This window comes from Streptomyces lacrimifluminis (assembly GCF_014646095.1).
Lineage (GTDB): Bacteria > Actinomycetota > Actinomycetes > Streptomycetales > Streptomycetaceae > Streptomyces > Streptomyces lacrimifluminis.
The window spans coordinates 165,961-186,173 of record NZ_BMMU01000016.1; the positions used below are offsets into that span (position 1 = coordinate 165,961).

At 67.8% G+C, this 20,213-nt stretch carries 20 protein-coding genes and 1 tRNA gene; 11 read left to right on the top strand and 10 right to left on the bottom strand.

The features are described 5' to 3' along the window. The first annotated feature begins 113 nt into the window (after positions 1-113). The 7 genes from IEY89_RS23700 to IEY89_RS23730 all read left to right on the top strand — a co-directional run bounded on the left by IEY89_RS23700 (position 114) and on the right by IEY89_RS23730 (position 9,478). Positions 114-974, top strand: coding sequence for an FHA domain-containing protein (locus IEY89_RS23700; RefSeq protein WP_189149480.1), 861 nt, complete (start codon positions 114-116; stop codon positions 972-974). A 10-nt stretch (positions 975-984) separates the two neighbouring features. After that, positions 985-1,509, top strand: coding sequence for an FHA domain-containing protein FhaB/FipA (locus tag IEY89_RS23705; RefSeq protein WP_164315837.1), 525 nt, complete (start codon positions 985-987; stop codon positions 1,507-1,509). 128 nt (positions 1,510-1,637) lie between these two features. Further along, positions 1,638-3,167 carry a Stp1/IreP family PP2C-type Ser/Thr phosphatase gene (locus IEY89_RS23710; protein ID WP_189149481.1) on the top strand — a complete coding sequence of 510 codons (1,530 nt, stop codon included), beginning with the start codon at positions 1,638-1,640 and terminating at the stop codon, positions 3,165-3,167. Between the two features lie 27 nt (positions 3,168-3,194). After that, the gene (locus IEY89_RS23715) at positions 3,195-4,634 is read left to right on the top strand and encodes an FtsW/RodA/SpoVE family cell cycle protein (RefSeq protein ID WP_189149482.1); all 1,440 of its coding nucleotides are present in this window, start codon (positions 3,195-3,197) and stop codon (positions 4,632-4,634) included. Further along, positions 4,631-6,103 (top strand): peptidoglycan D,D-transpeptidase FtsI family protein, encoded by a 1,473-nt coding sequence (locus IEY89_RS23720; RefSeq protein WP_189149483.1) that lies wholly within the window; start codon positions 4,631-4,633, stop codon positions 6,101-6,103. Before IEY89_RS23715 ends, IEY89_RS23720 begins: the two co-directional genes overlap by 4 nt. A gap of 169 nt (positions 6,104-6,272) precedes the next feature. Then, a complete protein-coding gene (gene pknB, locus IEY89_RS23725) occupies positions 6,273-8,282 on the top strand; it encodes a Stk1 family PASTA domain-containing Ser/Thr kinase (protein WP_189149484.1) in 2,010 nt (669 codons plus the stop codon). Positions 8,283-8,428: 146 nt separating this feature from the next. Next, positions 8,429-9,478, top strand: coding sequence for a restriction endonuclease (locus IEY89_RS23730; protein ID WP_189149485.1), 1,050 nt, complete (start codon positions 8,429-8,431; stop codon positions 9,476-9,478). Positions 9,479-9,578: 100 nt separating this feature from the next. Here IEY89_RS23730 and IEY89_RS23735 read toward each other — a convergent pair whose 3' ends face one another. The 6 genes from IEY89_RS23735 to IEY89_RS23760 are packed head-to-tail and all read right to left on the bottom strand — an operon-like array spanning position 9,579 to position 14,198. After that, positions 9,579-10,328 (bottom strand): class E sortase, encoded by a 750-nt coding sequence (locus IEY89_RS23735; RefSeq protein ID WP_189149486.1) that lies wholly within the window; start codon positions 10,326-10,328, stop codon positions 9,579-9,581. Positions 10,329-10,375: 47 nt separating this feature from the next. Next, a complete protein-coding gene (locus IEY89_RS23740) occupies positions 10,376-11,797 on the bottom strand; it encodes a class E sortase (RefSeq protein WP_189149487.1) in 1,422 nt (473 codons plus the stop codon). Next, the gene (locus tag IEY89_RS23745) at positions 11,794-12,432 is read right to left on the bottom strand and encodes an aminodeoxychorismate/anthranilate synthase component II (RefSeq protein WP_189149488.1); all 639 of its coding nucleotides are present in this window, start codon (positions 12,430-12,432) and stop codon (positions 11,794-11,796) included. The genes IEY89_RS23740 and IEY89_RS23745 overlap by 4 nt, the downstream gene beginning before the upstream one ends. Continuing rightward, positions 12,429-12,611 carry a hypothetical protein gene (locus IEY89_RS23750; RefSeq protein ID WP_189149527.1) on the bottom strand — a complete coding sequence of 61 codons (183 nt, stop codon included), beginning with the start codon at positions 12,609-12,611 and terminating at the stop codon, positions 12,429-12,431. Before IEY89_RS23750 ends, IEY89_RS23745 begins: the two co-directional genes overlap by 4 nt. Positions 12,612-12,655: 44 nt before the next feature. Further along, complete coding sequence (locus IEY89_RS23755) at positions 12,656-13,372, bottom strand: class E sortase (RefSeq protein WP_189149489.1); 717 nt, start codon at positions 13,370-13,372, stop codon at positions 12,656-12,658. A gap of 46 nt (positions 13,373-13,418) precedes the next feature. Beyond that, positions 13,419-14,198, bottom strand: a complete 780-nt coding sequence (locus IEY89_RS23760) for a DUF881 domain-containing protein (RefSeq protein WP_189149490.1) — start codon at positions 14,196-14,198, stop codon at positions 13,419-13,421. Between the two features lie 142 nt (positions 14,199-14,340). Between IEY89_RS23760 and crgA the strand changes: the two genes are divergently transcribed. Continuing rightward, positions 14,341-14,595 (top strand): cell division protein CrgA, encoded by a 255-nt coding sequence (crgA, locus tag IEY89_RS23765; protein ID WP_189149491.1) that lies wholly within the window; start codon positions 14,341-14,343, stop codon positions 14,593-14,595. Positions 14,596-14,873: 278 nt separating this feature from the next. Here the strand turns inward: crgA and IEY89_RS23770 are convergent, their stop codons facing one another. Further along, positions 14,874-15,770: a rhomboid family intramembrane serine protease gene (locus tag IEY89_RS23770; RefSeq protein ID WP_189149492.1), complete on the bottom strand. Its 897-nt coding sequence runs from the start codon at positions 15,768-15,770 to the stop codon at positions 14,874-14,876. Positions 15,771-15,927: 157 nt separating this feature from the next. Further along, positions 15,928-16,461 carry a peptidylprolyl isomerase gene (locus IEY89_RS23775; protein WP_189149493.1) on the bottom strand — a complete coding sequence of 178 codons (534 nt, stop codon included), beginning with the start codon at positions 16,459-16,461 and terminating at the stop codon, positions 15,928-15,930. A gap of 389 nt (positions 16,462-16,850) precedes the next feature. Here IEY89_RS23775 and IEY89_RS23780 point away from each other — a divergent pair, with 389 nt between their 5' ends. Beyond that, a complete protein-coding gene (locus IEY89_RS23780; protein WP_189149494.1) occupies positions 16,851-17,555 on the top strand; it encodes a DUF5324 family protein in 705 nt (234 codons plus the stop codon). 149 nt (positions 17,556-17,704) lie between these two features. On the opposite strand, the gene IEY89_RS23785 is transcribed toward IEY89_RS23780, so the two are convergent. Then, positions 17,705-18,259, bottom strand: coding sequence for a GtrA domain-containing protein (locus tag IEY89_RS23785; RefSeq protein WP_189149523.1), 555 nt, complete (start codon positions 18,257-18,259; stop codon positions 17,705-17,707). A 329-nt stretch (positions 18,260-18,588) separates the two neighbouring features. Here IEY89_RS23785 and IEY89_RS23790 point away from each other — a divergent pair, with 329 nt between their 5' ends. Beyond that, positions 18,589-19,044, top strand: a complete 456-nt coding sequence (locus IEY89_RS23790) for a tellurite resistance TerB family protein (protein WP_189149495.1) — start codon at positions 18,589-18,591, stop codon at positions 19,042-19,044. Between the two features lie 145 nt (positions 19,045-19,189). Here IEY89_RS23790 and IEY89_RS23795 read toward each other — a convergent pair. Further along, a tRNA-Ala gene (locus IEY89_RS23795) sits at positions 19,190-19,262 on the bottom strand. A 182-nt stretch (positions 19,263-19,444) separates the two neighbouring features. On the opposite strand from IEY89_RS23795, the gene IEY89_RS23800 reads away from it, so the two are divergent. Beyond that, on the top strand, positions 19,445-19,993 hold the full coding sequence (locus IEY89_RS23800) for a helix-turn-helix domain-containing protein (protein ID WP_189149496.1): 549 nt from the start codon (positions 19,445-19,447) through the stop codon (positions 19,991-19,993). Positions 19,994-20,213: the final 220 nt, after the last annotated feature.

The following is a 20,213-nucleotide window of genomic DNA, read 5'->3' on the forward strand; positions in this document are numbered from 1 at the left end:
AGGGGGAACCAGCCGATTTCCCGGCGCGTGGATACGATCAGTAAGCAGTACCGAGCACGACAGGCAAGGCACGCAAGGCTCAGACAAGAGCAGCAACCTGGAGGAGGTGCCCCATGGGAGTCCTGAAGAAGTTCGAGCAGCGTCTCGAAGGTCTGGTCAACGGCACCTTCGCCAAAGTGTTCAAGTCCGAGGTCCAGCCCGTGGAGATCGCGGGTGCGCTGCAGCGCGAGTGCGACAACAACGCGACCATCTGGAACCGCGACCGGACCGTCGTACCCAACGACTTCATCGTCGAGCTGAGCACGCCGGACTTCGACCGCCTCAGCCCCTACTCCGGACAGCTCGGCGACGAGCTCGCCGGGATGGTGCGGGACTACGCCAAGCAGCAGCGATACACCTTCATGGGCAACGTCAAGGTGCATCTGGAGAAGGCCGACGACCTGGACACCGGTCTGTACCGGGTGCGCAGCCGTACGCTCGCCTCCTCCACCAACCAGCAGGCCCCCGGTGGTCCCGGTCCTGGCGCCGCCGCTCCCGCGGTGTCGCCGATGGGCCGTCCCGCCGCGGGCGGTTACGGCTATCCGCCCGCCGCCCCGGCACCCCCGATGCCGGCCGCACCGCCGCCCGGCGGACGCCCCGGCGCCGCCCCGGCGGGTCCGCCCATGGGGCAGCGGCCGACCGCGGGCGCGGGCCGGATGCGGTGCTGGGTCGAGATCAACGGCGCCCGCCACCAGATCTCCGGCCCGACCCTGGTACTGGGCCGCAGCACCGAGGCCGACGTGCGGATCGACGACCCCGGCGTCTCGCGCCGGCACTGTGAGATCCGGCCAGGAACGCCCCCGACGATCCAGGATCTCGGGTCCACCAACGGCATCGTGGTGGACGGGACACACACCACCCGCGCTACGCTCCGCGACGGCTCGCGGATCGTCGTGGGCAGTACCACCATCATTTACCGGCAAGCCGAAGGGTGAAGCGGGGGCAATGTCAGAGCTGACCCTCACGGTCATGCGGCTGGGTTTCCTGGCCGTACTGTGGCTGTTCGTGATCGTGGCCGTGCAGGTCATCCGCAGCGATCTGTTCGGTACGCGCGTCACACAGCGCGGGTCGAGGCGTGACAGCGGCCGCCAGCAGCAGGCCGCTGCCCGACAGGCCGCCGCGCCACCGCAGCAACGCCAGCAGCAGCCGTCCGGCGGCGGCAGGCAGCGGCGGGGCGCACCCAGCAAACTCGTCGTCTCCGAGGGCACCCTGACGGGCACCACCGTCGCCCTCCAGGGGCAGACGGTCACGCTCGGCCGGGCCCACGACTCGACCATCGTGCTGGACGACGACTACGCCTCCAGCAGGCATGCCAGGATCTACCCGGACCGGGACGGCCAGTGGATCGTCGAGGACCTCGGGTCCACCAACGGCACCTATCTCGACCGGACCCGATTGACGACTCCCACACCGATTCCGCTGGGCGCGCCGATCCGCATCGGCAAGACCGTCATCGAGCTGCGGAAGTAGTGCTACATCATGAATGAGCGCGAGCGGAGCGAGCACGCAGCGGCGGTCCACGCGAAGGGCCCCGGCGCGCTCACGACCGGAGGGTGGGCACCGTGCGGATGTACCCGGAGCCGACAGGCGAGGTGCGCATGAGTCTGTCACTGCGCTTCGCCGCCGGATCGCACAAAGGCATGATCCGCGAGGGCAACGAGGACTCCGGCTACGCCGGTCCCCGCCTCCTCGCGATCGCCGACGGCATGGGCGGCCAGGCCGCCGGTGAGGTCGCCTCCTCCGAGGTGATCTCCACCATCGTCGCCCTCGACGACGACGTCCCCGGCTCCGACATCCTCACCTCGCTCGGCACCGCCGTACAGCGGGCCAACGACCAGCTGCGGATGATGGTCGAGGAGGACCCCCAGCTGGAGGGCATGGGCACCACGCTCACCGCCCTCCTGTGGACGGGCCAGCGCCTCGGCCTCGTCCACGTGGGCGACTCGCGTGCCTACCTCCTCCGGGACGGCGTCCTCACCCAGATCACGCAGGACCACACCTGGGTGCAGCGCCTCGTCGACGAGGGACGCATCACCGAGGAAGAGGCCACCACCCACCCGCAGCGCTCGCTCCTCATGCGCGCGCTGGGCAGCGGCGACCACGTCGAACCCGACCTCTCCATCCGTGAGGTCCGGGCCGGCGACCGGTACCTGATCTGCTCCGACGGGCTGAGCGGGGTCGTGTCCCACCAGACCATGGAGGACACCCTCGCCAGCTACCAGGGCCCCCAGGAAACCGTGCAGCAGCTCATCGAGCTGGCGCTGCGCGGCGGCGGCCCCGACAACATCACCGTGATCGTCGCCGACGTCCTGGACCTCGACACCGGGGACACCCTCGCCGGGCAGCTGTCCGACGTACCCGTCGTGGTCGGCGCGGTCGCCGAGAACCAGCACAACCTGCACGACGGCGGCGCCATGCAGACACCCGCCGGACGCGCCTCCGGGCTCGGCCGGCAGCGGCCCGCACACGGTGGCGGTGGCGGCGAGTTCGGCCCGCCCGGCTCCGGCGACACCACCGGCTACATCCAGACCGGCGGCTTCGACGGCTACACCGACGAGGACTTCGTCAAACCCAGCGCCGGCCGCAGGTGGTTCAAGAGAACCCTCTACATCACGCTCGCCCTCGCCGTCATCGGCGGCGGCCTGTACGGCGGCTACCGCTGGACCCAGACCCAGTACTACGTCGGCGCCAGTGACGAGCACGTCGCGCTGTACCGGGGCATCAGCCAGGACCTCGCCTGGGTGTCGCTCTCGAAGGTCCAGAAGGACCACCCCGAGATCGAACTCAAATACCTGCCCTCGTACCAGCAGAAGCAGGTCAGGGCCACCATCGCGGAGGGCGGCCTCAAGGACGCCCAGTCGAAGATCTCCGAACTGGCCACCCAGGCCTCCGCCTGCAAGAAGCAGGAGGCACGGCGCGCGGCCGACAACGCGAACAACGCCAAGACCGGCGAGGGCGAGGCCGGAGGCACCACGGGAACCACCCGTACCGCCGCCGCGTCCAAGGCAACGCCGAGCCCGACGCCGTCCGGATCGGCGTCCCCGTCCACAACCGCACCCACTCCCACACCCGGCCCCAGCCTCTCCGAGGAAGAGCAGAAGCTGGTCTCGCTGTGCGGTAAGCAGTAGGCAAGCCGTGAGGGGCCTCTTCATACGATGAGCAGTACAACGAACACCTCGCAACACCACACGTCCACGATCGGCGCGATCGGCACCCCGAGCCGGCGCAACACCGAACTGGCCCTGCTGGTGTTCTCCGTCGTCATCCCGGTCTTCGCCTACGTCAACGTGGGCCTGGCCATCGACGACAAGGTCCCGACCGGCCTCCTCAGCTACGGCCTCGGCCTCGGCCTGATCGCCGGCGTCGGCCACGTCGTCGTACGCAAGTTCGCCCCGTACGCCGACCCACTGCTGCTGCCGCTGGCCACGCTGCTCAACGGCGTCGGCCTGGTCGTCATCTGGCGGCTGGACCAGTCCAAGCGGCTCCAGCTGCGGAGCACGTTCGTCGAGGCGGCACCCCGCCAACTCCTGTACTCCGCACTGGGTGTCGCCCTGTTCGTGGCGGTGCTGGTCCTCCTCAAGGACCACCGCATCCTGCAGCGCTACACCTACATCTCCATGGCCGGCGCGATCGTCCTGCTGGTCCTGCCGCTCGTCCCCGGCCTCGGTGTCGACATCTTCGGCGCCAGGATCTGGATCAAGATCCCCGGCCTGGGCACCGTCCAGCCCGGCGAGTTCGCGAAGATCGCCCTCGCGATCTTCTTCGCCGGCTACCTGATGGTGAAGCGCGACGCGCTCGCCCTCGCCAGCCGCCGATTCATGGGCCTGTACCTGCCGCGTGGCCGCGACCTCGGTCCGATCATCGTCGTCTGGATCATCTCGATCCTCATCCTGGTGTTCGAGACCGACCTCGGTACGTCGCTGCTGTTCTTCGGAATGTTCATCATCATGCTGTACGTCGCCACAGAGCGGACCAGCTGGATCGTCTTCGGTCTGCTGATGTCGGCAGCGGGCGCGGTCGGCGTCGCCAGCTTCGAGACGCACGTCCAGCAGCGCGTCGAGGCATGGCTCGACCCGATGAACGAATACCTGCTCAGCCAGAAGGGCGTCCCCGGCCACACCGAGCAGTCCATGCAGGCCCTGTGGGCCTTCGGCTCCGGCGGCACCCTCGGCACCGGCCTCGGCCAGGGCAACTCCGACCTCATCGGCTTCGCCGCCAACTCCGACTTCATCCTCGCCACCTTCGGCGAGGAACTCGGCCTGGCCGGAGTCATGGCGATCCTGCTCCTCTACGGGCTGATCGTGGAACGCGGCGTACGCACCGCCCTCGCCGCCCGCGACCCCTTCGGCAAGCTGCTGGCCATCGGCCTGTCCGGCGCCTTCGCCCTCCAGGTCTTCGTCGTCGCCGGCGGCGTCATGGGCCTGATCCCGCTGACCGGTATGACGATGCCCTTCCTGGCGTACGGCGGTTCCTCCGTCATCGCCAACTGGGCCCTCATCGGCATCCTGCTCAGAATCAGCGACACCGCACGCCGTCCCGCCCCGGCCCCCGCGCCCAACCCCGACGCCGAGATGACCCAGGTGGTCCGACCGTGAACAAGCCCCTGCGCCGGATCGCCATCTTCTGCGGACTCCTCGTGTTCGCCCTGCTCGTCCGCGACAACTGGCTCCAGTACGTCCGGGCCGACGATCTCAAGGACGACCCGCTCAACCGCCGCGTCGCCATCGAGCGGTACGCCACGCCCCGCGGCGACATCATCGTCGACGGCAAGTCGATCACCGGCTCCTCCACGTCCAACAGCAGCGACTTCGAGTACAAGCGCACCTACAAGGACGGCCCCATGTGGGCGCCCGTCACGGGCTACGCCTCGCAGGCGTTCGGCGCGACGCAGCTGGAGTCCATCGACGACGGCATCCTCACCGGCAACGACGACCGGCTCTTCTTCCGCAACACCCTCGACATGATCACGGGCAAGAAGAAGCAGGGCGGCAACGTCGTCACCACCCTCAACGCCGCCGCCCAGAAAGCCGCGTACGACGGTCTCAAGGGCCGCGGCAAGGGAGCGGTGGCCGCCATCGACCCGTCGACCGGCGCGATCCTGGCCCTGGCTTCCTTCCCCTCGTACGACCCCTCGGTCTTCGCGGGGAACTCGCAGGCGGACGCGGAAGCCTGGCAGAAGCTCCAGAAGAAGGCCAACCCCGACGAGCCCATGCTCAACCGGGCCCTGCGCGACATCTACCCGCCCGGCTCCACCTTCAAGGTCGTGACGGCGGCGGCGGCTCTCGAAAGCGGCCTGTACACGGACGCCGACGAGAAGACGGACTCACCGCTCCCCTACACCCTGCCGGACACCACGACCGAGCTGAAGAACGAGGGGACCATCCCCTGCAAGAACGCGACCATGCGCGTCGCTCTCCAGTGGTCCTGCAACACCGTCTTCGGCAAGATGGGCGTCGACGTCGGCAAGGACAAGATGCTCGAAGAGGCCAAGAAGTTCGGCTTCAACTCCGAGCAGTTCGTCCCGGTCCGTTCCAGCGCCTCCAACTTCCCCGAGAAGATGGACAAGCCGCAGACCGCGCTCAGCTCGATCGGCCAGTTCGAGACCGCGACGACCCCGCTGCAGATGGCCATGGTCGCCTCCGCGATCGCCAACGACGGCAAGCTGATGAAGCCGTACATGGTCGACAAGCTCCAGGCCCCCAACCTCGACGTGCTCGAACAGACCGAGCCCGAGGAGATGAGCCAGCCGCTGTCCTCGAAGAACGCCCAGACCCTCCAGTCGATGATGGAGACGGTCGTCAAGGACGGCACCGGCAAGAAGGCCCAGATCAGCGGCGTCACCGTCGGCGGCAAGACCGGCACCGCTCAGCACGGCGTCGACAACAGCGAGAAGCCGTACGCCTGGTTCATCTCCTACGCCAAGCTCGCCGACGGCAGCTCACCGGTCGCCGTGGCGGTCGTGGTCCAGGACGAGGAGGCCATCCGCGACAACATCTCCGGCGGCGGTCTGGCCGCGCCCATCGCCAAGAGCGTGATGGAGGCGGTCATCAACAGCAAGCAGTGAGCCCCGTCACGTCCCCTTCACATCGGTGCACGTTGCGATACCGGTCCGGTATCGGCTGACGGGCTTGGCCAGGTCACACAAATGAACCCGGGTACCGTAGGCCCGGACGGCACACCGCCGGACCACACACAGGTGCGGTCGGGACCGACGGAGAGGGCTGGTAGGAAGCATGGAAGAGCCGCGTCGCCTCGGCGGCCGGTACGAGCTGGGTCACGTGCTCGGCCGTGGTGGCATGGCGGAGGTATACCTCGCGCATGACACCCGCCTGGGCCGCACCGTGGCAGTGAAGACGTTGCGCGCCGACCTCGCGCGCGACCCTTCCTTCCAGGCCCGGTTCCGCCGGGAGGCCCAGTCGGCCGCCTCGCTCAACCACCCCGCGATCGTCGCCGTGTACGACACCGGCGAGGACTACATCGACGGGACGTCCATCCCGTACATCGTCATGGAGTACGTGGACGGCTCCACCCTCCGCGAGCTCCTCCACTCGGGCCGCAAGCTGCTGCCCGAGCGGACACTGGAGATGACCATCGGGATCCTCCAGGCGTTGGAGTACTCCCACAGAAGCGGCATCGTCCACCGCGACATCAAACCGGCCAACGTGATGCTCACGCGCAACGGCCAGGTCAAGGTCATGGACTTCGGCATCGCCCGTGCGATGGGCGACTCCGGCATGACGATGACGCAGACGTCCGCGGTCATAGGAACAGCCCAGTACCTCTCGCCGGAACAGGCGAAGGGCGAACAGGTCGACGCACGAAGCGACCTGTACTCCTCCGGCTGCCTCCTCTACGAACTGCTGACGGTCCGCCCGCCGTTCATCGGGGACTCCCCGGTCGCGGTCGCGTACCAGCACGTCCGGGAGGAACCGCAGCCCCCGTCGGTGTTCGACCCCGAGATCACGCCCGAGATGGACGCCATCGTCCTGAAGGCCCTGGTCAAGGACCCTGACTACCGCTACCAGTCCGCCGACGAGATGCGCGCCGACATCGAGGCCTGCCTCGACGGCCAGCCCGTCGCCGCCGCGCACGCCATGAGCTCGGTCGGCTACGGCGGCTACGGCTACCCCGACGACCAGGCCACCACCGCCCTGCGTTCCGACGCCGGCGCGACCACCATGCTCCCCCCGATGAGCCCGGACGACGGCGGCTTCGGCTACGACGACCGCTCCCGACGCCGCCAGCCGAAGAAGTCGAACACCTCGACGATCCTGCTGGCCGTGGCGGGCGCGCTGGTGCTGATCGGCGCGATCCTGATCGGCAAGTGGGTGTTCGACGGGCAGGCTGTGAACGACAGCGCCATCACGAACCCCAACTTCGTCAGCCAGACCAAGGCCGACGCGGAGAAGGCGGCCGTGAACGTCGAACTGAAGCTGACGTTCACGGAGAAGGCCTGCGAGGACGAGCCCAAGGGCAACATCTGCGATCAGACTCCGGATGCCGGCGTTGACGTGAAGAAGGGCGACACCATCGCGCTGGTGTTGTCCACCGGGGCGCCGAAGGTGGTCGTGCCGAGCGTGCTCGGTGACAATGTCGACGCAGCGACGAAGAAGCTTGAGGGCGACGAGTACCAACTCGACGTCAAGACGGTGACCAAGGAATCTCCCGAGAACCCGGGGACCGTCCTGGAACAGTCCCTGAAGTTCGGCGCCGAGGTGGAGAAGGGTACGACGATCACCCTCACCGTCGCCAAGGAGGAGGAGAAGTCGACGGTCCCTGACGTCATCGGCCAGGACTGCGACACCGCCAAGCAGCAGATGCAGGCCAACGGCCTCGTCGGCGAGTGCACGGAGATCCCGACCGACGACGACAACCAGAACGGCAAGGTCATCGCGACCGCGCCCTCGGCCAACACCGAGGCCGACCCTGGGTCGAAGGTGTCCATCCAGATCGGCAAGAAGGCCGAGGAGCAGAAGGTCAAGGTCCCGAACGTCGTCGGACAGACCGTGGGACAGGCCAAGCAGACCCTCCAGGCGGCCGGCTTCACCAATATCCAGTTCAGCCAGGGCAGCGACCAGAGCGACACCGCGTTCGTCACCGGCCAGGACCCGGGCCAGGGCACCGAGGTGGACGACCCGGGGAGCACCCAGATCACGCTCCAGAGCGTCGGCTTCGGCAACGGCAACAACGGCGGAAACAACGGCGACAACGGCGACAACGACAACGGCGGCATCTTCGGCTGACGCCGCTTGTCACCTGAGCGAGCCCCGGCACCTGCGAAAGGCGCCGGGGCTCACTCATACCCGTGTACGAAATCCGACCAGAACGTCATATGCCTGGACTCGTTGGACGGGTGAGGAAAACCCGACGAGTTGAGGAGAAACAGAACGTGATCAACGAAACGGCTCTGCTGGAGTCGAAGGCGCTCCGCGACAGTGCGCTGGACCGGACGGACGTGCTCGACAGGGTGAAGGCGCTGTCACTGCTGCCGGACGGGATGCATGTGACGACAGCGATGGTGGCAGCGTACTTCGAGGTCGCAGAGCGGGCCGTCAATCGAATGGCGCAACGGCACCGGGACGAGCCGACGGCCAACGGCCTGCGGATCCTCCGCGGCGAAGACCTCGCGCAATTTAAGGGAGACACGTTGTCTCTCTATCCAGAGAGTCATCCACAACCTCGCTCCAGCCTGGCCCTTTGGTCCCGCCGAGCCGTGCTCAACGCGGCAATGCTCTTGCGGGACAGCGAGGTGGCCCGTCAGGTACGTGTGTACCTCCTGGACCTGGAGTCCCTGACACGCACCCAGCCTGTGGACAACCCTGTCCAGAAGGACGAGGCTTCCCTCGACGACCGCATCGACCAGCGCATCACCCACATCCTCGGCAAGACCGTCGTCCCCATGTTCAACGCCCTGATCGAAACATCGGGCGAGCACCGCAAGGAACTGATCGCCCTGCGCGCCGGAGTCCAGCGCGTCGAACGACGGCTCCACCAGCACCACGCACGGCTGCAGCGGCTCGAAGGGACACGGGACGACCGGCCCGCCATCGGAGTCATGGCCGCCATGGACGCCATGAACGGCCGCACGTTCGAGCACCACGTCGCCAAACTGCTGCGCCGCGACGGCTGTACGAACGTCGTCGTACAGGGCGGTCACGGAGACCGGGGCGTCGACATCATCGCGCTCACAGCCGACGGACGACGCCTCGTCGTCCAGTGCAAGCGGTTCGCGCCCTACCTCAACATCACCAGCCCCGACGTCCAGAAGTTCGTCGGCTCGGCCAAGGTGCTGCACAGCGCGGAAGTCGCGCTCTACGTGGCAACCTGCCCCTTCACTCCAGAGGCGCTGAACATCGCGTCCGCAGCCGGGATCACCGCCGTACACCGCGGGGTACTTGAAGGGTGGGGCGCCGGGGAACCGCTGAAGGTCCTGGAGTAGACACGACGTGACACAAGGGGCCCGGAGCCGCAAGTCAAAGTTGCGGCTCCGGGCCTCCGTCATGCTAAAGGACAGCCCTCCTTTCAGAAGGGCTGTCACCTCACCGCAACTCCTTCGGCACCGTCCGCTCCGCATCGACCTTCTCCACCCGCACCAGCTCCCCCCACACGATGTACCGGTACTCCGACGTGAACACCGGCGTGCAGGTCGTCAGCGTGATGTAGCGGCCGGGCTTCTTCTTGCCCGACTCCTTCGGGATCGCGGACAGGACCTGGACGTTGTACTTCGAGGTCTCCGGAAGGGTGTCGTAGACCTTGTAGACGTACCAGTCGTTCTTCGTCTCGAAGACGATCGGGTCGCCCTTCTTCAGCTTGTCGATGTTGTGGAACTTGGCGCCGTGGCCGTCCCGGTGGGCCGCGAGTGTGAAGTTGCCCTGCTTGGCCTGGGGGAGCGCCGACTTGATCGGGTCCACGTAGTAGCCGGCGACACCGTTGTTCAGGACCTTCGACGACGTGCCCTTCTTGACCAGGACCTCGCCGTTCCTCATCGCCGGGACGTGCAGGAAGCCGATGCCGTCCTTGGTGTCGAACGCGGCGGGGCCCGTGTCCGAGCCGGCCCAGTGGTCGCGTACCTCGTCGCCCTGTTTGTTCGCCTCGCGGTCCGCGACGACGTTCGTCCACCAGAGCGAGTACGCGACGAACAGGCCGAGCACCAGGCCCGCCGTGATGAGGAGTTCACCGAAAAGGCTCACCGCGGTGGCCAGTTTGCCGACCGGCCCCCGCGGGCGGACCTGCGACGGGGAAACCGGGGCGTCTGCGGTCTGCTCGTCGTGGTCCGTCGTCGCTGCCACTCTTCATCCGCCCTAACTGCTACTGCACGAGCCCGCCACCGTCACCGCTACTGCAGCAACGCATCCGGCTTGCCCTTGCTGCGCGGCCGTTCCTCGACCATCTTGCCCCACACGATCATCCGGTACTTGCTCGTGAACTCCGGCGTGCATGTCGTGAGGGTGATGTAGCGGCCGGGCTTGGTGAAACCCGAGCCGTTCGGAATCGGGTCCAGCACGCTCGTGTTGCTCGGCGGCGTGACCGGCAGGATCGCTTCCATCTTGTAGACGTAGTACTTGTCCTGCGTCTCCACGACGATCGCGTCGCCCTTCTTCAACCGGTTGATGTACCGGAACGGCTCGCCGTGCGTGTTGCGGTGCCCCGCGAGCCCGAAGTTGCCGGTCGCCGCGGACGGCATCGCCGTGTTGAGGCCGCCCTCCGCGTAGTGGCCGACCATGCCCCGGTCCAGCACCCTCTTCTTGTCGATGCCCTCCGCGATCGGCACCACCACGTCCAGCTTGGGGATGTCCAGGATGGCGAAGCCCTGACCGGGCTCGAACACCCCCGGCTCACGCTTCCCGCTCGCCCAGTCGTCCTGGAGGCTGCTCGCCTCGTTCCCGGCCTGCGCGTGCGCCCGTACGTTCGTCCACCACAGCTGGTAGGTCACGAACAGCAGCATCAGTACGCCGGTGGTGATGAACACCTCACCGACCGCCCGGCTCGCCATCACCGCCATGCCCGGCTTCTGCGCCCGCGCCGCCTGCCGCGCCGCGACCCGTGAGAGGGGCGCCCCCTCCGCCGCCGTCTCGGCGGCCACACCCTCGGACGCCTCCTGCGGGCCCTCAGAGCGCCCGTGGCGGGCCTTGGCGGCCTTCCGGCGCGCTGCGCGACCACCGGCCGCCGAAGGGCTCCCAGAGGCGCCTGCGGACCCTGAGGCGCCCGGGGACGCCGACATCGAGCCCCCGTCACCTATTCGCGGGGCCTCGGGACGCAGATCGGCAGGCAGATCCGCCAGCCGCAGCGCCACCGTCTCCTGGTCGACGGGCGGGAAACCCACCGAAGGAACCGAAGGAACCACGGGAGGAACGGGGGCAGGGGGCGCGGCAGGCGTCACCGGAGAAGCCTCGGCGGGCGCGTGGGGCCCCTGCTCCTCGTACACCCCCACCTGCCAGTCCTGCGCGTACCCCCGCGAGTCGTACCCCGACTCGGGTCCGGGGTCCCGGTGCTCCGTCGCCCCGCGCTCGGCCGAGGCGTCGTAGGGCCGCGCATGACTGCGCCTGCTCCGCCGACTCCGCGCGCGGGCCGGCGGCGCGGGAGGATCGTTCCGCTGCCCCGGCAACGGGTCGCTCAGCGGGTCCGCCAGGCCGTCCACCGCCGCCTCGAACGCGCCCGGCGCCTCGTACGGCTGCTGCTGCCCGTACGAGGTTCCCTGGTCGCCGGTGTCTCCGCCGTACGCGGAGCCGGACTCGCGCTCGGGGCGCACGGCGGTCACGCCGAGGCCCTGCCCACCACCGGGGCGAGCCCCGCCGACCTCGCCACAGCACCCCGGTCACCGCACTCCACCAACCAGTTGGCCAGCATCAGGTGACCGTGCTCCGTCAGCACCGACTCGGGGTGGAACTGCACCCCCTCGACCGGGAGCTCCCGGTGCCTGAGGCCCATGACGATGCCGTCGTGCGTACGGGCGGTCACTTCGAGCTCGGCCGGCACCGTGTCCGGCTCCGCCGCCAGGGAGTGGTAGCGGGTCGCCGTGAAGGGGCTCGGCAGACCCGCGAAGACACCCCGCCCCCCGTGTTCCACAAGAGACGTCTTGCCGTGCAGCAGCTCGGGCGCACGGTCCACCACACCGCCGTACGCCACCTGCATCGACTGCATGCCCAGACAGACACCGAACACCGGCACCCCGGTGGCCGCGCAGTGGCGGACCATCTCGATGCAGACGCCGGCCTCCTCGGGCGTACCCGGGCCCGGCGACAGCAGCACCCCGTCGAAGCCGTCCTGCGCGTGCGCCGTCGACACCTCGTCGTTGCGCAGCACCTCGCACTCGGCGCCCAGCTGGTACAGGTACTGGACCAGGTTGAAGACGAAGCTGTCGTAGTTGTCGACGACGAGAATCCGTGCGCTCACTGGTCGTTCACCGTCACATCGTTGAAGGGGAGGAGAGGTTCGGCCCACGGGAAGACGTACTGGAAGAGCACGTAGACAACCGCCAGCGCCAGCACGAGGGAGAACAACGCCTTCACCCACGCGTTCCCCGGCAGATGCCGCCAGATCCAGCCGTACATGCCGTCCCTTCCGTCGCCCACGGCACCCGACTCGCGGCACCGGACTCACGCCGTACCTCACCAGATTAACGGCGCAGCGCCGCAGGTTTCCCGGCCTCCACAGGCTGTGTGGAATCCAGGTGCGCCCAGACGATCAGCCGATGACTGTGTCCCCACTCCGGATCGCACGTGGTCAGCGTGAGATAGCGACCCGAACGCGTGTACCCGCTCTTACGTGGCACAGGATCGATCACCTCAATGTCCGTGGGCACGGTTTTGTAGGGGCCTTTGTCGATCCGGTACGTGAACCACGTCGTCCCGTCCGTCAGCACCACCGCGTCCCCCCGGCGCAGCCTCGGGAAGTCCTTGAACGGATCGCCGTACGTACGCCGGTGACCGGCGACCGAGAAGTTGCCCTTCTGGCCGAGCCGCGCGGTGGTGGCGTAGTGGCCGAGGCCCTTCTTCAGGGTGTTCGTCCTCGTGCCTTCGAGCACGGGCTTGTTCCACGTGAAACCGAGCCGCGGGATGTACATGATCGCGAAGGGCTTGCCCGAGGTGTAGGGCCCCGGAGGCCTGGGGCCGGTCGAGTTCGGGGTGCTCCCGGGGTTGGGCGTCGTCTGCGCCGGCGCCTGCGTACCCGTGTCCTTCGACCACTGTTCCCGCAACAGGTGGATCTGGTCGTCCATGACGGTGTCGGCCTTCACGCCCGTCCAGAACAGCACGTACACGACGAAGAGCACGATCACCGTGCCCACCGTGACGCACAGTTCGCTGACCGTCCTGATGATCACGCGCCCCGACACAGGCCCCCCAGCGGTGAGCTACCGGCTGCTGCAGCTGCTGTTCCAGCTACTCCACAGGCTTCGCGTAGTGCAGGTCCACTGTGCCCGAGTAGCCGGGCAGAGTCACCGTCCCGTCCTCGTCGACCTGCCAGCCGAGCCCGTAGACGTTGACGTACACCATGTAGTTCTGGATCGCCTTGGACGCCGTGAGCGCGCTCCTCAGCTTCTCCGGGTCGCCGATCGCCGTGATCTTGTACGGGGGTGAGTAGACGCGACCCTGGAGGATCAGGGTGTTGCCCACACAGCGGACCGCGCTGGTGGAGATCAGGCGCTGGTCCATGACCTTGATGCCCTTGGCCCCGCCCTGCCACAGGGCGTTCACCACGGCCTGCAGATCCTGCTGGTGGATGACCAGATAGTCGGGCTGCGGCTCGGGATAGCCGGGGAGCTTCGCGGTCGCGTTCGGCGGAGCGTCGTCGAGGGTGACCGTGAGCGCCTCGCCCTTGACCTTCTGGGTGCCCGCTGCCTTCTCCAGCGCCGCCAGCTTGGCGTCCTCGGCCTCGGTGCTGCCGTCGTCGCGTTCGGCGAGTGCCTCGACGTCGTCGCGCAGGGCCGCGAGGGACTCGTCGAGCCGGCCGTTCTTGTGACTGCGGTCCTGGATGAGGTCCGAGAGCTTCAGCAGGGAGGCGTCCGTGCGGATGTTGGTGCCCTTGGCCGTGTCGAAGCTCGTGAAGAAAATCAGCCCCGCGAGGGCGAAGACCCCCACGGTGAGCACCCGCACCGGGCGGAATCGGCGGTTACGGGCGGGACTGGCACCCGTCCCGGGAGAGTCGGCAGAATTGCTCAACGTACCCTTATCTCCTTCGGCGCCGCGGAAGCACTACGCTAACGGACGCCCGGGGGAGCACTAAGTGTCCCCTTGTACGCTGCCCCGGAGCCCCACCCAGTTCCCTGCGCGGCCACGCAGCGCATCGACAGGAGAGACCCTCGTGCCGAAGTCACGTATCCGCAAGAAGGCCGACTACACGCCGCCGCCCGCCAAGCAGGCGACGGCCATCAAACTGAACAGCCGCAGCTGGGTCGCCCCGGTCATGCTGGCCATGTTCCTCATCGGCCTGGCCTGGATCGTTCTGTTCTACGTGACCGACGGCACGCTGCCGATCGACTCACTGGACAACTGGAACATCGTGGTGGGCTTCGGCTTCATCGCCGCCGGATTCGGTGTCTCCACTCAGTGGAAGTAGGGCTCTGCCCAGGGCCTTCCACTGAGTTATCCACAGCCAGGCAACTATTTCCACACCCCGCCTGGGGAAAAGACGACGATCTGTGGATAACTCATCGAGTGTTGACGCCGGTACGACTGACAGACCGGTAATCGCAAGCTTGTTCGCCCCCTGCCTGACCTGGGAAAACTCCGGTCGGTGACAGGGGGCACAGCTGTTCCCGCACACTGTGCACAGGTAGCGCCACGGACTGTGGACAACAGGCACTCAGTGACAGGTGGGACGAGCTGGACGAACCGCTAGAGGAGCTGGCCCGTGCGGATCAGGGTCATGACGACCACCGCGACCAGGACCACTCCACAGACGCCGTACTGGACCAGGGACCGGCGCTCACGCGGGGCGTGGACCATGGCGTAGCCGATGACGACACCGGCGACCAGACCGCCGATGTGGGCCTGCCAGGCGATGTTGCTCATCCCGAAGGTGAAGATGAGGTTGATCACCAGCAGCGCGAGGATCGGCCGCATGTCGTAGTTGAGGCGGCGCATCAGGACGGCGGTCGCGCCGAACAGGCCGAAGATGGCACCCGAGGCGCCGAGCGAGGGCTGGTTCGGAGCCTCGATCAGATACGTCAGCGCACTCCCTGCGAGGCCGGCGACCACATACAGCGCGAGGTAGCGGGCACGGCCGAGGGCGGCTTCCAGGGGGCCGCCGATCCACCACAGGCTGAGCATGTTGAAGATGATGTGCATGAGGCTGCCGTGCAGGAACATCGACGTCAGCAGCCGGTACCACTGCCCCTCCGCGACACCCTCCACCGAGCCGAGGCCCTGGTAGTAGGCGCTGCCGATGAGTTCGAAGCGTTGCGTGAAGTTGTCGCCGATCGACAGCTGGAGCACGTAGGCGGCGACGTTGAGGCCGATGAGGATCTTGGTGAGGAGCCGGGGGTCGGCCGTGATGGTGCCGCCGGCGAGGGTGCGGGGGGTGGTGGCGCCCGGCGCGTGTCCCGTGCCGGAGCCGTTGCGCACGCAGTCCGGGCACTGGAAGCCGACGGAGGCGCTGACCATGCACTCGGGGCAGATCGGGCGTTCGCAGCGGGTGCAGCGGATGCCTGTCTCGCGGTCCGGGTGGCGGTAACAGGTGGGCGGGCTCTGGGCGTCCTGTGGTCCCGGCGGGCTGCCTGGCGCCTGATCCATGGGGTCCCCCAAATCCGTCGAGCCGTCGATGCGTCGTCTGGGCAATGCACCGCCCCGCTCATCCTTACGGATGGGCGGGGCGTTTGGTTCCCTGCGTGTTCCCTGTGGGGGTCGGTTGTCCCCGGGGAAAAGAGCCGGTGGGAAGGGCTCTCGGGTCTCAGCCCTCGCGGGTCTCGACGACGACCGACTCGATGACGACGTCGTTGACCGGGCGGTCGGTGCGCGGGTTGGTCGACGCCGTCGCGATGGCGTCCACGATCTTCTGGCTGGCCGCGTCGGTGACCTCGCCGAAGATGCTGTGCTTGCGGGTCAGCCAGTCCGTCGGAGAGACGGTGATGAAGAACTGCGAGCCGTTGGTGCCCGGTCCGGCGTTGGCCATGGCCAGCAGGTACGGCTTGTCGAAGCGGAGGTCCGGGTGGAACTCGTCCTCGAACTGGTAGCCGGGACCGCCGGTACCGTTGCCGAGCGGGTCGCCGCCCTGAATCATGAAACCGCTGATCACCCGGTGGAAGACCGTGCCGTCGTAGAGCTTGTCCTTGGACTTCTCACCCGTCGCCGGGTTGGTCCACTCACGCTCACCGGTGGCGAGCTCGACAAAGTTCCTGACCGTCTTGGGCGCGTGGTTCGGCAGGAGCCGGACTTCGATGTCGCCTTGGTTGGTCTTCAGGGTGGCGTAAAGCTGCTCAGCCACGATCTGCCTTCCGTTGTCCTCTTGTGACCCTCAGATCCTCGCACGGTCCGCGCCGTGCGTCGCCCGGCACCCTCTTCCGAGCGGGAATCCGGCAGTTTCGCTTGCGCTCCGCCGCTCCGGAGAAAACCGGCCGAGTAGGCACGGGACAGGGGCGCGGGACGGGGATCCGTGGCATTGTCGACGACAAGCTCCCGATGCCCTGTATTCATCTCTATTGCATGTGATCGTCATCCGTTGCCCCATGTGATCTGTTCGGTGCCGGCAGCCCCGTGTGATCGGCCGTTCATGACCCGGATGCACGCCCTCACATGCCTCACGGCGTATTGCCGGGCATGATCCGTAAAAGGGTGGAGAGTCGATAACCGTACGCCACCGACGAGGAGGATCCCGTGACCCGCATTGAAAGCGTGCGCGCCGCTACCGGCTCGGCGAAGGACAGCGTCCTGCACGCCGCGGACGTGGTGGCGCCTTACGCCGACACAGCCAAGGACAGGGCCACTCAGTACGCACACGAGGCACGCGTACGGCTTGCGCCCAAGGTGTCCCAGGCTGCGGAACAGGCTCGTGTCCAGTACGGCGCGCATCTCGCGCCGCGGCTGGAGCAGGCCCGTACGCATGTGCCGCCGAAGGTCGACCATGCCGCCCATGAAGCCGCCGTCCGTACCGCCAAGGCCGCCCGCCAGGCCGCCGACTACACCGCGCCGCGCGTGGAGCGCGCGGTCGCGGCGGCCGGACCCGTACGAGAGGAGGCCGCCGCGCGCGGTGCCGCTGCACTGGCCGCGCTGCGCGGCCAGATCACACCGCAGGAGATCAGGAAGCTGGCCCGCAAGCATCAGCGGCGGGCCCGGACCGGCCGGCTCGCCAAGAGGCTGGCCGTGGTGGGCATCCTGGCCGGCGGCGCCTATGCCGCGTGGAAGTGGTGGGACAAGCAGGCCAACCCCGACTGGCTGGTCGAGCCGCCCGCCGCGACCGAGGTTCCGGAGACGGGCCGTCTGACGTCCGTGGACGGCACTGGCCAGTCGGTCCTGGATCCCGAGGTCCAGGTGAAGGAAGCCGAGTCAGAGGCTGCAAAGGACGACGAGAACCACCGCTGACGGTTCACAGGTGGTGTCGTTCGTGAGATCGCTGTGGGGCGGGAGGCTTTCAGGCTTCCCGCCCCACAGCGATGTTTCACGTGAAACGCCACGGGACGCTGTTTCACGTGAAACATCGGCGGCGGTGATCTTTCAACGGGATCCCCTCGTCAGGAGACCGCCGAGACGGCCGAGACGGCCAGTCGCGTGCGCGCCGTCGGAAAGCCGATGCCCTTCAGGGCCGGTGCCCGGCGGATGTCACGCTGGACCGGCTTGTTCCGGCCGACGGCGAAGACGAACAGGCGCAGGACCAGGAAGCGGCCCATCCCGGCGAGTCCGGAGGCGCTGAGGTAGACGATCTGCTCGGTCAGCATGCCCGGCGAGGGCTGGAGCAGATGCAGGGAGACCATCGCGACGCAGGTGACGCCATAGGCCGCGGTCGCCGAGCCCGCTGCCTGCCAGTGCTGACGCCATCCTGCGCGCCCGCCGGCGCCGAAGGTGAAGCGGGCGTGGAGTTCGGTGCACAGGATGGTCGAGGCGACCGTGATCAGCGCGTTGGCCAGCGCCCAGGGCATCGTCGCGGCGAGCAGCGCCACCGCGCCACTGGAGAGCAGTCCGACGCCACCACCGCACAGGACGAACCGCGCGAAGGAGGCGAGCGGCCCGGGAGCGGCGGTGGTTGTCACGGCCGGCCCGGACGCCTCGGCGCGCAGCCTCGCGCCCATCGTCCTGGGCTTCGACGGGAGCAGCGACTTCACGACGGTTTCCTTACGGGCGGTGGGCTGTGGACCTCTGGGGATCACGGGGATCAACCGGGTTCAACGATGCCGTGGCGCGCTAAAGGAAACGATGACGCGTACTCCCCGACCGGGGGTGTGGCTGGCCCCACCATCGGGGCCCAGGAAGCACTACCGGGCGGGGTAGCGGCCGTCCGTGCCGAGGGCTGCAACACCTCTCGCTCCGCATGGGCAGAGAGGCCGGGGAGACCGGCTGACAGCTTCTACATGATCGTAGAAGCAGTAGCGGAAACGACGCGACGCACCAAGGAGTTCTCATGGCCCTGTGGGACCGCATCAAGGAATCCGCATCGACGATGCAGACCCAACTGGAGGCGAAGAAGAACGACTTGAAGAGCGGCGCGTTCAGGGACGCCAGCATGGCGATGTGCGCGCTGGTCGCCGCGGCCGACGGCACGATCGACCCGGCGGAACGGCAGCGCGTGGCCCAGCTCATCGCCACGAACGAGGTCCTGCAGAACTTCCCCGCCGACGATCTGCGCCGCCGGTTCGACGAGAACATCGGCAAGCTGACGGCCGACTTCGCCTTCGGCAAGGTGAGCGTGCTCCAGGAGGTCGCCAAGGCCAAGAAGAAGCCCGCCGAGGCCCGTGCCGTCATCCAGATCGGCATCGTCATCGGCGGCGCGGACGGCGACTTCGACAAGACCGAACAGGCCGTCGTACGGGAGGCCTGCTTCGCCCTCGACCTGCCGCCCCACGAGTTCGACCTCTGAGCCACCTCTGACACGACCGACAGATGCACCCGGCCCGGCCACGCACCCTCCGCACCTGAGGGGGCGTGGCCGCGCGCATTTCGGCAGGGTCGACGAAAAATGCCCTCCGGACCGCGTTTTCGCAGTTCAGAGGGCATTTCGGGGGTGGAGCCTAGGGGAGTCGAACCCCTGACATCTGCCATGCAAAGACAGCGCTCTACCAACTGAGCTAAGGCCCCGAATAGAAGGCGTCCGCCCAGAACAACCAGCTACTGGTGGGCGCCGACGACCAGAGTACCGGGTCATCCCCGGTATCTCGCAAAAGGATTGGGGGTCCCCGTGGACGACCACTCTCCGTAAGATGCTCGACGTGGTTCGCTACAGCGAACCGCGGTATTTGGGGAAGCGATGGGGAGACGCAATGGATGCCGCACAGCAGGAAGCCACCGCAAGAGCGCGGGAGCTTCAGCGGAACTGGTACGGGGAGCCGCTGGGGGCGCTCTTCCGTAAGCTCATCGACGATCTTGGACTCAACCAGGCTCGTCTCGCGGGGGTACTGGGGTTGTCCGCGCCGATGCTGTCACAGCTCATGAGCGGCCAGCGGGCCAAGATCGGCAATCCGGCAGTGGTGCAGCGCGTGCAGTTGCTGCAGGATCTGGCCGGTCAGGTCGCGGACGGCAGCGTCAGCGCGGCCGAGGCGACCGAGCGGATGGACGAGATCAAGAAGTCCCAGGGGGGATCGGTGCTCAGCAACACCACGCAGTCGACGACGAGTTCGGGGGCGCCCACGGTCAAGCGGGTGGTCCGCGAGATCCAGTCGCTGCTGCGCTCGGTGTCGGCCGCCGGCGACATCATCGACGCGGCGGACACTCTCGCCCCGACCCACCCGGAACTGGCAGAGTTCCTCCGGGTGTACGGCGCGGGCCGCACATCTGACGCCGTGACGCATTACCAGTCCCACCAGAACTGAGCCGTCGGCCCGGCCGCCGACCGGGGGTTCGGCGGCCGGGCTCCGGCTCAGGGGTAGTGGGGCAGGCGCACGGGAGCAGGTTCGGACAAGCGAAGGAACACGGCCACGAGACGAACCGGAGGACGGCGACAGGCGGGTAGGGAAACCGGTTCTGGGTGAGCAGGGTGACAGCGGGCTCCGGAGTGGGGTAGGAGGAGCCGTACCACCCGCCGGTCCGGAA